Genomic DNA, 12,965 nt, shown 5'->3' on the forward strand with positions numbered 1-12,965 from the left:
GGGTGCCTTTTCTATCGGGATATTCGTGTGATGAAGGGTCCGACTACCAAAGAAAAGCGCCTCGTTCTTTTCGAGAATCCGTTTCTCGAGATGCTGACGCTCGCGTCCATTTGGCTGTTTGCAGCAGTCTGGATCGTCGTCCTGCCGCTTATCGCCTTCGTCGGCTGGGGCACGGTTTCCGTTTCGACGGCCGTTGGCCTGAGCCTTGGCGGTCTGCTCGTGTGGAGCCTGTTCGAATATATCGCCCATCGACATCTGTTTCATTGGGAGCCGCAATGGCTTCCCGCGCGCCAGTTGGTCTTCGCGATCCACGGCAACCACCATGCCCAGCCGACCGATCATCTGCGCAATCTCATGCCGCCGATCGTCAGCCTTCCCGTCGCCGGGGTCATATGGGCGCTCAGCTACGCTCTGGCGGGGAATGCCGGCACCTGGTTCGTCTTCGGATTCCTGGTCGGCTACGTCCTGTACGATCTGACCCATTACGCCTGCCATCAATGGTCCATGCGCGGGCGCATCGGGAAAGTCATCAAGAAGCATCACATGCGTCATCACTTCATGGGTGAAAACGGCAACTTCGGTGTTACGACACCGCTGTGGGACCATGTGCTCGACACGCGAATTAGCTCCGCCGGTCGAGTTTCGGCCAAAGCCATGCGCGAGTTACCCGTTCATTCCGCAGAATGATTCTTCGGTAGAAGCGCGGCGTCCTCGATCACCTTCGCGGCGATCTCCATATGCGAATCCCATTCCGGCTCTTGCCAGGCGGCAACGCGCGTTAGTTGCGCACGTCGCATCGGGCCATTCTGGGTATGGTCCAGTACCGTCCGCTTCCAACCCGGCCCGTCGAGAGGATCCAGATAGTCGGGAGCATTTCCGCCGATTTCGCGATGGGCTTCGATATCGCTCGCGATGACCGGCGTGCCGACCGACAGGGCCTCGGCAATCGGCATGCCGAACCCTTCGGTAAAAGACGGCATCAGCAGCGCGCGGGCACCGCGGACGGCCGCAGCCAGGTCGCTGTCGCCGCAACCATTCACCTCCTCCAGCACCGGGCCGAGCGATGGGCAGCGTTCGAGCATGTCGACGATCTGCTCATTCTCCCACCCCCGGCGCCCGATCACCAGCAAGCGCGGCACATCGTCCAAAGGCAGCGTTTCAGCCATTTTGCGCCACAGGTGAAGCAGCAGTAGATGGTTCTTGCGTGGTTCGATGGTGCCGAGACACACGAAATAGGGCTTCCCATCGGGATAAACGCGTGGTGCCGCTTTCGCGATTGGCTCTGTGCCAAGAAGCGCCACGTGGATCGGCGGCGGGATCCCGCCTTTGCTTTCGACCCATCTCGTTAAGGAAGCGCCCGTAGCGGCCGAATTGACGATCACCGCATCGGCCAGCTCTGCCACCGTGCTCATCCGCTTTTCATGAAGCGCCGATCCACCGGGCCGGGCATATTCCGGATACTCGATCGGTATCAGGTCATGCACCATGCAGACGAACCTGGCTTCTTCTCGTTGCAGAATGCGCCGCATCTTGGCGGCGTGCGTGAGGTGGTGCGGCGAAACTTGCACCAGAACGTCGGCGGACCCGATTCCCGCACGCCGCGGAAGCAGCTGTGCCATCCATGGGAGGACCGATGCGATAGTTCGCTGCCCTGAAGATCGATCGGTCGCTGTCCAGCGCCTGTCGAGTTCGTCCAGATAAGCGATGGCCGTTTCGCGAGGAATCCGCCCATAAAGGCCGGTCGGATGGACGGCGGCAAAAGCAAGCTTGGGCCCGTACAGGCGAAGCAGTCCACGCGCATACGCCATCTCTACGCGGTCAACGCCGGAAGGGCCGGAATGCCGCACACGCGAAATCAGCCGCGATATATCCAGAACAACACGGGTCATCGGTGAACCTTCTTCTGCCCGCGTGAGCGGTGGCGCGCCATGACGCGTCCTTGGAACCGGCGAACCGGTTCGATCCATCCAAGACGGTTGGGCATCTGTTGTTGACCCATGCGTTTCACGAGCACTTCGGGCGGGCACGGTATGCCTGTCACCGGGTCGAGATAACGGGGATAGAGCAGCAGCACACCAGCAACGAGCTCGTCCAGGGAGAGCATGCGCGACCTGCGCGGCGGCGTGGTCGCCATATCTCGTGTGAGCCCCCAACCCGCATAAAATGGGATGCCATGGCAGATGACTTCCCTGCCACGCAGCAGCGCTTCGAAACCGGAAAGCGAGGTAAGTACATGAACCGCGTCTACCGCATCGAGTAGGTCAACCATCGCTTCTTCACGCACGATGCGGTCGGCATATTGCAGGGCATCTGCATCCACGACCTCGCCATTGCGGTGGCCTGCATCGACATCGGGGTGAGGGCGCCACCAGATCTGTGCTTCGGGTTCTTCGGCGCGGACGCGGCGCAGCAGTTCGAGGTTGGATGTCAGCCCGCCGCCGCCGGCCAGCACCGACATGTCGTCTTCCACCTGTCCGGGTACCAGAACGATCCTTCCTTCGCGCGTCCCGATGACCTGCGCGGCCATTCGCTTCGCTGCTCGCGCATATTTGCTGATGCCCGTGTCCACGATCGTCTTCCGCAGCAGGCGCGCACGCTCGATCAGGTCGTGCGAGAATTCCTCATTCTGCAAAATCGTCTCGAGATCGCTCGGATGGCCGGGGTCGAAATGGATACCACGCCGGTCCACAATCACGGATGATGGAGGCACCAGATTGCTGCCAAGGCCAACCGATCGCACGAAGCCATCCTCGACGCGCACGATCGGTACCCCTCGCTTTTCTGCATTTGCGAGGAGGGATTTTGAGATGCGCGATGGCCAGACAGCCAATGCACCACCACGCGCCTCGGCAACGGCCAGGGCGCCCGCTGAAGTGCGCGCAATTTTCAAAGGTTCGCCCGGTACCCAAAGGAACCGGCGGATTTCTTCGCGCTTCCACCAGCTGATCCCGCATGCCGCGACTATGGTCTGCCCCGCGGTGCCGCGATTGGCATCGATCACTCTGCGCCAGTCTGCCAGCAGTTCGATAGCCTTTGCCGGTTCGAGCCAGCCATCTGAAAACGGATCGCGCATCGGCTCTGCCAACGCCATCGCAGCCCTATTCTTCAGTGTCTCCTCATCGTCGCCCGGCTCGCCATAACGGCCTGGCGATAAAACTTGAACGTGAATACCGGCGATGGTGGCCAGTGCGACCCATTCATCATCACCATGAGCAACCAATTTCCCCGTCTGCGACAGGACAGCCCAGGGATCGATATCTGCGCCGTAATCGAGCGCGGCGGTTCTCAGCGGGGATGCATGCGGGTGTCCGATGCAGATCGTCTTCTCTGCCCCGAAACGCGCGCGCAGTTCCGCTGCCTCGGACGCGGAACGAGGCCTGATGGCCATGTCGATAGCAAGTGGAGCGATTGGCTCACTCCAGTAAGATCCCCCGACACGCGCGTTGCTGACGGATCTGAACAAGGCCGTCCGCGTGTCGCCGGTCGGAGCATCCACCTCGGGCGGTGGTGAAAACATGTACGTGGCATTCGCCAGGCCGGGGAAGGGGGGGGCACGCAGCAACCTGGACGCGGCAGGGGTGGGAAGGGGCGTCATGGGCGCACTCCCCAGGCTACGAGCTGTAATTGCCCCAAATCGCTGCAGCCAATAACGCCATAGCCGCCCGTCGGAAGTTTGAGGGAAGGTAGTGTGCTGGCTGCATCGCTAAGACCTTGCGCCGCCATCAATGCAAACCGCGCCGCACCATTGCTGGTCACGAGCAATGTCGCCTCGCCGGGATCGGCGTCTTCGAAAAGGTCGCGCCAGGCGGCAATTCGCCCTTCGCGATCAACGCTCCATCCCGTGGGCGGCACCGCGCCAGTTTCCCATGCTTTGAGTGCGTCCTCTCCAATTCTGGCAAGGACTACCTCTTCGGGCTGGTCCTCGTCCGGACCATGATCGATTTCACGCAGGAATGCGGCTGACTCTTGCTCGGGCGCATTCGCCTGCGTCGAGAGGATTTCGCCAGCCGTCTGCCGGGTCCGCTTGAGCGGAGAAACGAGTACGCGCGAAAACTGCCATCCCATGTCGGCGAAATGACTGCCCAGCGCCCGGGCCTGCTCGATGCCCTGCCCTGTTAGGGGCAGATCGGTGGGGGCCCCGATCCTGCGCGGCTGATCGCCGGTTTCAAATGTGTTGCCGTGGCGAACGATGACGAACATGGTGCTGGCTTCTAGCGCTTGCCGCCGGTGCCGCAACCATCCCGCTTACGCGGGGAAAGGGTCGCCCAGTTTTGCAATCGCTTCTTCCGCGAGGGCAAGGTCCGCTGCAGTGTCGATACCCGACAGCGCGTGCTCGGGCGGTGCAACGGGCACAGTCGCAATTTTCCAACCATGTTCGAGAAATCGCAATTGTTCGAGCCCTTCCAGGATCTCGTAAGTTCCGGGCGATTTTCCGACAAACCAGTCCAGCGCCTCAATCGTGTACGCATATAGACCCATGTGCTGCCAGACGGGCGATGTATCCATTTTGCGCAGATCGGCCTCGTTACGCATTGCTGGCAGAATGGATTTGGAAAACCAGAGAGCATGACCCTCTGAATCCCTCACACAGGTAGTACCGCTGAACGGAGCGGTCTTCTTATGTGCCCTCAGCCGATCGAGCCTCGCCCAGTCCAGTTGATATACCGGCGTCGCAACCGACGCGTTGCCTTCGCGTAATATCTGTATCAACGATGCAATAGTCTGCGGCGCAATGAAAGGAGCATCACCCTGCAGGCAAATCACGCGTTCCGGTTTACCCGATTTCAACGCCGCGGCGTGTGCCCGGGCCGTTCCGGAATCCAGCGCCGCATCGGTCAGGACGGATCTCGAGTCCAGCGCATTGGCGTGTTCTGCAATTTGTTCATCGTCGGTCGCCACGACAAAATCGCAATTGCCGCAAAGGTCGGCGGCTTCGCGGGCATTGGCAATCACTCGCTCTAGCAGAGTGCGCCCGGCCAATGCCATTAGGGGCTTACCGGGCAGCCGGGTTGATCCGAACCGCGCCGGTATGACTATGAGATCGCGGCTTTCCATCCTCATCCTTTCAGCCAGCACCGCGGCTCCGGCTGACGGAAAATTCAACCGATTCCCAGTCGAACCAGATCGTGCATGTGAACGATGCCGACCAGCTTTTCGCTGTCCGTTACGAACAGGACCGAAACGGCGTTATCGTTCATCAAGGTCAGAGCTTGTGCTGCCGGCATGGACGGCTCGGCGGTCACCGGACGCGGCGACATATGGCTTCCGATGGGATCGTCGAGATCGTGGATTGCGATACAGCGGCGCAGATCGCCATCGGTAAATGCGCCCACAAGCTTCTCGTCGGCATCGATCACGGCAGTGCAGCCATAGCGTTTGCGGCTCATCTCGATCGTTGCGCTGCGCAGAGTGGCATCGAGAGTGACTCGCGGCAAAGCCTCGTCCGCACCCATGACCTTCTCGAGCGTCGTCAACTGCGCACCCAGGCGACCGCCGGGATGAAACAGGCCGAAACTGTGTGACGAAAAACCACGAGCTTCGATCAGGGCGACAGCAAGCGCATCGCCAAGAACCAGTTGCATGGTCGTCGATGATGTCGGCGCAAGCTCGTTCGGACACGCTTCCCGCACGACGGGTAGGGTCAGACAGATATCGGCCGCTTCACCGACCCAGCTCGCCCCGTTCGCGGTCGCCACGATCAACGGCAGTCGATGCATGCTGCAATAATTGACGATGTCGCCAAGTTCGCGTGTCGTGCCCGACCAAGTAATCGCGAATACCACGTCATCGCGCGAAATCGCGCCGAGATCGCCGTGGCTGGCTTCTCCCGGATGCAGGTAGAGCGCGGAGGTACCGGTCGAACAGAAAGTTGCCGCAATCTTGCGGGCGATGTGGCCGCTTTTCCCGATCCCGGTGACAATGATCCGCCCTTTGGCAGATGCGAAAGCGTTCACTGCCTGTTCGAAAGCATCGCCAAGGCCGGTCTGCTTGAAAGCACTTTTCAGATCTTCCAGGCCACCGATTTCGATCTCGAGCGTTTTGAGGGCGGAGACCATGTGGTCGGAGGCTATTGTATCGTTGATCATAGAAAGGAATTTCTGCGCAACTCTGGAAAACGATGTAGGGGGCGCGTATCTTGAAATCGCTTTGGCGCCCGTAACGGCTCGTTCACCTCTTGGTGCTGGTGATGTCAAGCGGTCACTTCTAGCAGCATGTATTTTTGGGGCGGACTCTACAAGATTTACGGTAGGGCGTTGTAAAAACACCTCAAAGAGCGGTCGATGAGAATGGATTTGAACAAATGATACTGTGTGGTCGCAAGATAACGGCAGAAACCCCGCTATTCGTGATTGCCGGGCCGTGCGTGATCGAAAGCGAACAACATTCTCTTCATGTTGCGGATACCTTGGCCGCCATTGCCCGGCGCCTTGATGTGCAGCTGATTTTTAAAAGTTCCTTCGACAAGGCCAACCGTACGTCGGGCGACTCGTTTCGCGGGCCTGGCTTGGACGAGGGGCTTCGCATTCTCGAAAAAGTTCGTGCTGAAACGGGGCTGCCGGTCCTCACCGATGTACATGAAGCGAATCAGACCAACCCCGTGGCCGAAGTCGTTGATGTTCTGCAGACTCCTGCCTTTCTCGCTAGACAGACCGACTTCATCGGCGCCGTTGCCGCCAGCGGAAAGCCGGTCAACATCAAGAAGGCACAGTTCATGGCGCCAGGCGATATGCAGAATGTCGTAACAAAAGCCCGCCAGGCGGCGGCTGCAGCGGGGAAAGAAACCGACAATTTCATGCTTTGCGACAGAGGCACGTCGTTCGGATACAACACGCTTGTATCCGACATGCGCGGCCTCTCGATCATGGCGGAAACAGGCTGCCCGGTGATTTTCGATGCGACCCATTCGGTTCAGCAGCCGGGTGGGCTGGGTTCGCGCTCTGGGGGGCAAAGCCAGTATGTGCCCCTCCTGGCCCGCGCTGCCGTTGCGGCCGGCGTCGCCGGTGTATTCATGGAGACGCACCCTGATCCGGCTTCGGCGCTCTCGGACGGCCCGAATGCGCTGCCGCTCGAGAGATTCGAATCTCTCGTGTCCCAACTCATGGCCATCGACGAGATCGCCAAAGATGCGCTGCGGGCCGAGGTGTAAGGGCCTTCCCCGCATGAGTTTGATCAACAAAGCCAAGGCCATCGCGCTGGCGCCGATCCACGTTCTTCAATTGGGAACCTCGGCGAAGAGCTTTCTCGACCATCCCCTGATCGGGTCGCAGCGCCTCAATCAGATGGGCCTTCACCGCGCTCGCGTACGCTTTGCGGATGCGATGTGCAGGTGGCGCAGGCGCCGTCTTGCAAAACATGTCCGTACCGACTGGCGCGAAGCATTCGATCGTGACGGGTTCGTCGTAATCGAAAACGTGGTTCCAGCGGCGGAATTCAGAAAGCTCCGCGAGGCCATCCTGCACTCCGAATGGGCCGCCCGGGAGATGCGCCAAGGCGATGCCATCACGCGTCGCATCGCAATCGATACCGAAATGCTCCAGGCGGCTCCGGACCTAAGGCGGTTCTTGGCACGAAAAGATATCAACGCCCTATTCCACTACGTGGCGAGCTTTCGCATTACGCCGCTCCATTACGTTCAGACGATCGTTTCCAACCTCGTCGGCGGCGGCACCGATCCGCAGCAGGTCCTTCATGCCGACAGCTTTCACGCCTCCATGAAGGCTTGGCTGTTCCTCAATCCGGTCGCAAAAGAAGACGGCCCTTTCACCTATGTTCGAGGTTCGCACCGCTTTACGCCGAAACGCATGGAGTGGGAGCACGAAAGGAGCCTCGCTGATCCTCAGTCGATCGACCGCTTGTCTGCCCGCGGTTCGCCACGCGTCGATGCGTCGGGTTTGTCGCAAATGGGATTGCCCCCAGCAGAGGCTCTGGCACTGCCGGAGAACACGCTCGTCGTAGCAGATACCGGCGGTTTCCACGCTCGCGGCGCAGCAGATAAGGCAGGAGAGCGGGTCGAGATCTGGTCTTATGCGCGACGCAATCCGTTCTTGCCTTGGCTGGGCGGGGATCCCCTGAGCATTCCCGGAATCGCCGAGAAGCGCGTAGGTTGGCTCTGGTCCTTCCGTGACCGCTTCGAAAAGACCATCGGACAGCCGTGGCAGGACGTTGGCAGGCGTAGACCTGTGGACGATAGTGCTACCGGCTGAATGAATTCGCCCTAGGTGCGCGGGCGTCTATCACGTCTCAGCATGACCCAGGTCAGCGCCGACGTTGCAATGATCGGGCCTACAACATCGGCGAACTGGTCGGCTTTAGTCCAAACCTTCAGATCGAAAGCTGCCCACCAAGGGGCGTTGGCCCGGAGGCCATGCCCGAATTGCTCGATCCATCGGTATTCCGCCTGCGCCAATTCCCGCCCAATGAAATATCCACACGCGAGCAACGCTCCCGCCCACCAGTTCCGGGTCAAGAGCCCGACGATGATTTGAATCGCGAGCGCGACCAATGCATGTTCGGCAAGTTCGATGCGCAACCCTCCCTGCGGTCTCGAATGTCCCTTAATTATTCACGTTATTCGCGACCGCGGTCGCAGTGACAATCGGTGAGAACAGCTGACCGATCGTCTGGATAAGCTTGCGGGGTTGATTGCTTTCGGAATTACCGAAGTAGAGGACATCGTCATCACGCAACGCAAACCGTTGCGCTAGAAAAATGGTCGGCGCTTGCATCAGATTGAAATGATAGACTGTCGGCTGGGTTTGATTGGGCCCGGTATAGCGGAAAAGGAAGACCGCTTTTGGATCCCCAGTATCACCATTCGGTCCGCCTGCGGCAGCAATTGCCTCAATGATATTCATCCGCTCGCGTACAAAGGGCATTTGTTGAACGCGGCCGGATGCTCCCAGCACCGAATAGAGCATCGGTTCATCAAGAATAGTGATGCGATCTCCAGGATAGGCGCGCACGCGTTCGTAAGAGCCCGCCAAGACATTGGAAAGCCGCAATCGAGCGAGGTCGTCTCCCCGTTCGATCAGAAGTGTGAGGTCTTTTGCCTCTCCCCTATACCCACCAGCAAGAGCGATAACATCAGACATAGTTTCTCGGTTGGTTTGCAAGACTAGACGTCCCGGCCGAGCCACTTCACCAGCAATTATAATAGAATTACCGATAACTTCCTCGCGGCGCACTAAAACTTGAGGATTTTGCGAAAGGCTTCGAAGCCCATCTCGTATTTTCGTTTGAACATCTGCCACCGTGTTGCCCACCACTTGAATCGTGCCGACATACGGAATGTCGATCATTCCATTATCGTCAACACGCAGCGGGGGAAGGGTTTGGGCCCGTGCTGAAGGGTCAAACCCTCCGGTTCCATTTGCCGACAATGGCCCGCTGCCACCGAACAGCGTGACACCAGCTTCAAACACGATGACCGAAAGCACATCACCGGGACCAATCATATCGGAAGGCGGGGGGTCGTAATCTGGCAAATCCCACTGCACGGGAACTGCTGCCGGCGGTACATCGACAACCGATTCAACCGGAACGATCTCTATTGTCGCCCCATCGACCTTCGCTTTCAATGCGGTGTCGGTAATTTGGCTGCCAGTAGGCCCGCTGGATGGCAAAGTGGAGCACGCACTTAGGGAGATGAGCGCAAAAGTCGATAAAAGCAGTTTCAGGTTCATTGCAAATTCGTATGAAATTTCCGTATGAGGCGCACCCTCTAACCAATAAGCAGTTTCAGGCATAGCCCATTGCGACCAACTTCCGAGAAACTACGGATGCGCGGCGAAAATGCTTACAGTTCTTATGGCGCCTTCGAACTATAGGTCTTGCTTGTCTGTCTGATTGTTCGGTAAAAACGGGCCGGGTTGTCGAGACCGTGCAGTACGATGTCGCGCGCTATAGCTTGGCAAGACAATTCCAATTTGTGGCATGCCTCCAACCGTGCCCCGTTTATGGCGCAATTGATGATGCCGCCGCCGGTTGTCCGTTTGTCGCCGGCGAATAGGCCGCTATTGGGTGAGATATGATACAAACAACCAAAACGGCTTTTCGCTAGGTCTTCAGCTTATGGTGCTATGACGATGGATTTGCTCAGGCTGTTGGTTCATTTGGATGCCGCGCGGCTTTCGCCGCGTCCTTGGTTGACTGCGCTTTGGTGGCGGGTGCTGGGAAAGCGGGTGCGTTCACGCGCGCAATTGGCGCCATTGTTGAGCGCCTCCCCGCGCGCCTATCGCCTTTGGCTGCGCGGCGAAACTACGCCTGGGGTGATAGATGTTCATGACTGCCCGAAAATCTTTGCCGTTGTGGGAAACGGGCGGGGACGGGCTAAAACCATTGAAAGCGCGACGAGCGAGGGACTGTTAGTCTTAGACGCGAGTTGCGGTACCGATCAGAAAGAACTGGGGCACGATGGACCGCAGTGGCTGATTTGGCTCGAAGCCGGCGACGTGTTGGAGCCTCGTGCAGGGGCAGCCTATCGTGCCGCCGCGGCGTCTACTAACGCGCAAGTAATTTATGCCGACGACGATGAGCTTGATGCACGGGGGTGCCGCGCTCGACCACACTTCAAACCGGAATGGAATCTCGAATTGTTGCGCCATCACGATTACGTGACGGGCGCGGGCATTGTGCGCGTTGATCCGGATGAGCTTCGCCAGGCGATCGCTCAAGGGACGGTCGCCAATCTGGTTGCGAAGACTGCTGGAGGTGCTTCCCCAAGCGAGGTGGTGCGACTGCCCTACGTTTTTCATCACCGCTGCATTCGACCCGAGCCCCGGATTACTGCTCGTCCCGCGAGCTTTGACAATCGTGAGCCAAAGGTTGGGGCGCCTAAAGTCAGCGTCATCGTGCCGACGCGTAACCGAGTGGATCTCCTACGGGTCTGTATCGACGGACTTGCGCGTACTAATTACCCATCGATGGAAGTGATAGTCGTCGACAATGGCAGTGACCATCCAACCGCGCTCGAATATCTTGCTATGCTCGATCCAAACCGGTTTCAGGTCATGCGCGAAGATGGGTCGTTCAACTTTTCGCGTTTGAACAACCGCGCCGCCGAATTGGCGACGGGAGAGCTTCTGTGTCTGCTCAACAACGACATCGAAGTGCTCGCTTCTGATTGGCTCGAGATCATGGCGCGCCAAGCCATGCGGCCTGAAGTGGGGGCGGTTGGCGCACGTCTGCTTTATCCGGACGGACGGATCCAGCATGCCGGCGTAGTGTTGGGTATTTGCGGCGGCGCCGCGCATGCGCATAGGCTCCTACGTCCGGACGAGGAGGGCTATTTTCGTCGCCACGCACTGCCGCAATTCGTCTCAGCCGTCACCGCAGCCTGTCTTGTTGTGCGCCGTGAAAAATTTGAGGCAGTCGGCGGACTTGACGAAGAGAGTTTCGCCGTGGCTTTTAACGACGTCGATCTCTGCATGCGATTGAACAGGCGGGGCTGGCAGTCGCTTTACGAACCGCGCGCCACACTGGTTCATCATGAATCCGTTTCGCGCGGCCTTGATCGCGACCCGGTGGGCGCGGCAAGACTCGCTGGCGAACTGGAGGCGCTCAAGGCGCGGTGGGGAACAGGGGACATGGATCGGCAGGTCGACCCTTTTCACCACCCACAGCTCAGCCGATACAGCGAGCGCTTTGCGATCCGCTTAAACGGATGAGGCAATGACAATGACCATACCGATCCCGCTAGCTCAAGCCCGCCTTTTTCTCCCGCAAGTTACGCTATGCGCAGTGACCTCGGTTAATGTCTGTGCGACTTTGCGCGCTTTGGAGTTTTCGTTGAGCCAGATCCGCTTCGGGGCATGTAAGCTGCTGACCGATGCCGACGTCCGCTGCGTATCACCAGAGGTGGAAGTCGTGCCGATCAAGCCGCTACGCACTTCAACCGCCTACTCGGACTTCATGCTGACAAGCCTTCCCGACCATATTTCAACCACGCACTGCCTTGTCGCACAATGGGATGGGCATCTGCTTGACGCCCGACGCTGGCAAGCTGAATTCCTCGACTACGACTATATTGGGGCGAGCTGGCCACAGTTTGATGATGGGTACAACGTCGGCAATGGTGGATTTTCGCTGCGCACTCGAAGACTGATGGAACTTTGTCGGGATCCCGCTTTCGTTATGCTCCACCCTGAAGATGTCGCGATAGGGCGCACAAACCGAGATTGGCTGGAAGGGCAGGGGATGCGCTTCGCACCCAGCGACGTGGCGGACGCCTTCGCAGCCGAGCGATGCGGCGATCCACACCAGACCTTTGGCTATCACGGTGTGTGGAATATGCCCCGCGCAATAGGCGTTGGAAGGTTTTGGCATATATACCGCCAGCTGGATGAACGCGAAACGCTGAAGCGGGATTTCAGAAGACTGTTGCGAGAAGTCGTGCGCGGCCCACGCGGTGTTTTACGCGCGACACAAATGATCGCTTACCGGTTCTTAAGCTGGAATGAGCGCTAGCGCCTTGTGAGTCGCATGCTGCGATGTTCAAGCTAGCAGTAAGCGAGGCAAACATTTGTCATTTACGAGAAAAGTCATTTACAAGGAAAATAGCGGTTCTACCAACCCTCTCTCCGACAATTTATCCTCTGAAGGCTAAATTTACGCTGAGCAGCGCAGCTTTCCCGCTCAACAGAGGCAAAGCATGGATCATCGTCATGCTTACCAATGCGGTTTTACAGACCGCATGGACGTTATCTTTGCGTTGTGTGGCTTACGATGGATGCTATCGAATCGCACATTCAGACTGTTCTGCTCCTGCATTCCAAGCACAAGCCGATCCCGACTAAACCATTAATGTCCGCTAAAAAGTCATTGCCATGATTTGCCATCCGCAAAAAGCCCTTTTTAAGAGCTGGCCAACGTTACAAATGCCGGCATTACGTGCTATTGCAAGCCGTTCATTGCGTGCAAGCTTTCGGTTTGATATGAAATATCGAGTGTCTGCAAAGAGGATCCTA

The 12,965-nt window shown here is 58.4% G+C and carries 12 protein-coding genes; 5 read left to right on the forward strand and 7 right to left on the reverse strand.

The window, feature by feature from the left end; genetic code table 11:
* The first annotated feature begins 30 nt into the window (after positions 1 to 30).
* Entirely contained in the window at positions 31 to 687 is a 657-nt protein-coding gene (locus ACIGGE_RS07230) for a sterol desaturase family protein (RefSeq protein WP_397489802.1), read from the forward strand.
* Here ACIGGE_RS07230 and ACIGGE_RS07235 read toward each other — a convergent pair.
* Genes ACIGGE_RS07235 through ACIGGE_RS07255 form a run of 5 tightly spaced genes read right to left on the reverse strand, consistent with a single transcriptional unit; the run spans position 672 to position 6,086 of the window.
* Positions 672 to 1,889: a glycosyltransferase family 4 protein gene (locus ACIGGE_RS07235; protein ID WP_397489803.1), complete on the reverse strand. Its 1,218-nt coding sequence runs from the start codon at positions 1,887 to 1,889 to the stop codon at positions 672 to 674. The two genes, ACIGGE_RS07230 and ACIGGE_RS07235, sit on opposite strands and share 16 nt — an antisense overlap.
* Complete coding sequence (locus ACIGGE_RS07240; RefSeq protein WP_397489804.1) at positions 1,886 to 3,595, reverse strand: beta-3-deoxy-D-manno-oct-2-ulosonic acid transferase; 1,710 nt, start codon at positions 3,593 to 3,595, stop codon at positions 1,886 to 1,888. Before ACIGGE_RS07240 ends, ACIGGE_RS07235 begins: the two co-directional genes overlap by 4 nt.
* A complete protein-coding gene (locus ACIGGE_RS07245) occupies positions 3,592 to 4,200 on the reverse strand; it encodes a histidine phosphatase family protein (protein ID WP_397489805.1) in 609 nt (202 codons plus the stop codon). The genes ACIGGE_RS07240 and ACIGGE_RS07245 overlap by 4 nt, the downstream gene beginning before the upstream one ends.
* Positions 4,201 to 4,245: 45 nt before the next feature.
* Entirely contained in the window at positions 4,246 to 5,055 is an 810-nt protein-coding gene (locus ACIGGE_RS07250; protein WP_397489806.1) for a 3-deoxy-manno-octulosonate cytidylyltransferase, read from the reverse strand.
* 44 nt (positions 5,056 to 5,099) lie between these two features.
* On the reverse strand, positions 5,100 to 6,086 hold the full coding sequence (locus ACIGGE_RS07255; protein ID WP_397489807.1) for an SIS domain-containing protein: 987 nt from the start codon (positions 6,084 to 6,086) through the stop codon (positions 5,100 to 5,102).
* Between the two features lie 215 nt (positions 6,087 to 6,301).
* Here ACIGGE_RS07255 and kdsA point away from each other — a divergent pair, with 215 nt between their 5' ends.
* Positions 6,302 to 7,147 carry a 3-deoxy-8-phosphooctulonate synthase gene (gene kdsA / locus ACIGGE_RS07260; RefSeq protein WP_397489808.1) on the forward strand — a complete coding sequence of 282 codons (846 nt, stop codon included), beginning with the start codon at positions 6,302 to 6,304 and terminating at the stop codon, positions 7,145 to 7,147.
* Between the two features lie 13 nt (positions 7,148 to 7,160).
* Positions 7,161 to 8,204, forward strand: coding sequence for a phytanoyl-CoA dioxygenase family protein (locus ACIGGE_RS07265; RefSeq protein WP_397489809.1), 1,044 nt, complete (start codon positions 7,161 to 7,163; stop codon positions 8,202 to 8,204).
* Between the two features lie 11 nt (positions 8,205 to 8,215).
* Here ACIGGE_RS07265 and ACIGGE_RS07270 read toward each other — a convergent pair whose 3' ends face one another.
* Positions 8,216 to 8,530, reverse strand: a complete 315-nt coding sequence (locus ACIGGE_RS07270; RefSeq protein WP_397489810.1) for a hypothetical protein — start codon at positions 8,528 to 8,530, stop codon at positions 8,216 to 8,218.
* Between the two features lie 25 nt (positions 8,531 to 8,555).
* Positions 8,556 to 9,746, reverse strand: a complete 1,191-nt coding sequence (locus ACIGGE_RS07275) for a polysaccharide biosynthesis/export family protein (RefSeq protein WP_397489811.1) — start codon at positions 9,744 to 9,746, stop codon at positions 8,556 to 8,558.
* 339 nt (positions 9,747 to 10,085) lie between these two features.
* Here ACIGGE_RS07275 and ACIGGE_RS07280 point away from each other — a divergent pair, with 339 nt between their 5' ends.
* Both ACIGGE_RS07280 and ACIGGE_RS07285 read left to right on the forward strand, forming a co-directional pair.
* Complete coding sequence (locus ACIGGE_RS07280) at positions 10,086 to 11,666, forward strand: glycosyltransferase (protein ID WP_397489812.1); 1,581 nt, start codon at positions 10,086 to 10,088, stop codon at positions 11,664 to 11,666.
* 121 nt (positions 11,667 to 11,787) lie between these two features.
* Complete coding sequence (locus ACIGGE_RS07285; RefSeq protein ID WP_397489813.1) at positions 11,788 to 12,465, forward strand: DUF5672 family protein; 678 nt, start codon at positions 11,788 to 11,790, stop codon at positions 12,463 to 12,465.
* The last annotated feature ends 500 nt before the right edge of the window (positions 12,466 to 12,965 follow it).

Source organism: Qipengyuania sp. NPDC077410 (assembly GCF_044543405.1).
Lineage (GTDB): Bacteria > Pseudomonadota > Alphaproteobacteria > Sphingomonadales > Sphingomonadaceae > Qipengyuania > Qipengyuania pacifica.

Bases quoted from the DNA above. Each gene is read 5' to 3' on its own strand.
- ACIGGE_RS07245 (WP_397489805.1), bottom strand. From the start codon at position 4,200: ATGTTCGTCATCGTTCGCCACGGCAACACATTTGAAACCGGCGATCAG.
- kdsA (WP_397489808.1), top strand. From the start codon at position 6,302: ATGATACTGTGTGGTCGCAAGATAACGGCAGAAACCCCGCTATTCGTG.
- ACIGGE_RS07265 (WP_397489809.1), top strand. From the start codon at position 7,161: ATGAGTTTGATCAACAAAGCCAAGGCCATCGCGCTGGCGCCGATCCAC.
- ACIGGE_RS07240 (WP_397489804.1), bottom strand. From the start codon at position 3,595: ATGACGCCCCTTCCCACCCCTGCCGCGTCCAGGTTGCTGCGTGCCCCC.
- ACIGGE_RS07230 (WP_397489802.1), top strand. From the start codon at position 31: ATGAAGGGTCCGACTACCAAAGAAAAGCGCCTCGTTCTTTTCGAGAAT.
- ACIGGE_RS07250 (WP_397489806.1), bottom strand. From the start codon at position 5,055: ATGGAAAGCCGCGATCTCATAGTCATACCGGCGCGGTTCGGATCAACC.
- ACIGGE_RS07235 (WP_397489803.1), bottom strand. From the start codon at position 1,889: ATGACCCGTGTTGTTCTGGATATATCGCGGCTGATTTCGCGTGTGCGG.
- ACIGGE_RS07275 (WP_397489811.1), bottom strand. From the start codon at position 9,746: ATGCCTGAAACTGCTTATTGGTTAGAGGGTGCGCCTCATACGGAAATT.
- ACIGGE_RS07280 (WP_397489812.1), top strand. From the start codon at position 10,086: ATGGATTTGCTCAGGCTGTTGGTTCATTTGGATGCCGCGCGGCTTTCG.
- ACIGGE_RS07255 (WP_397489807.1), bottom strand. From the start codon at position 6,086: ATGATCAACGATACAATAGCCTCCGACCACATGGTCTCCGCCCTCAAA.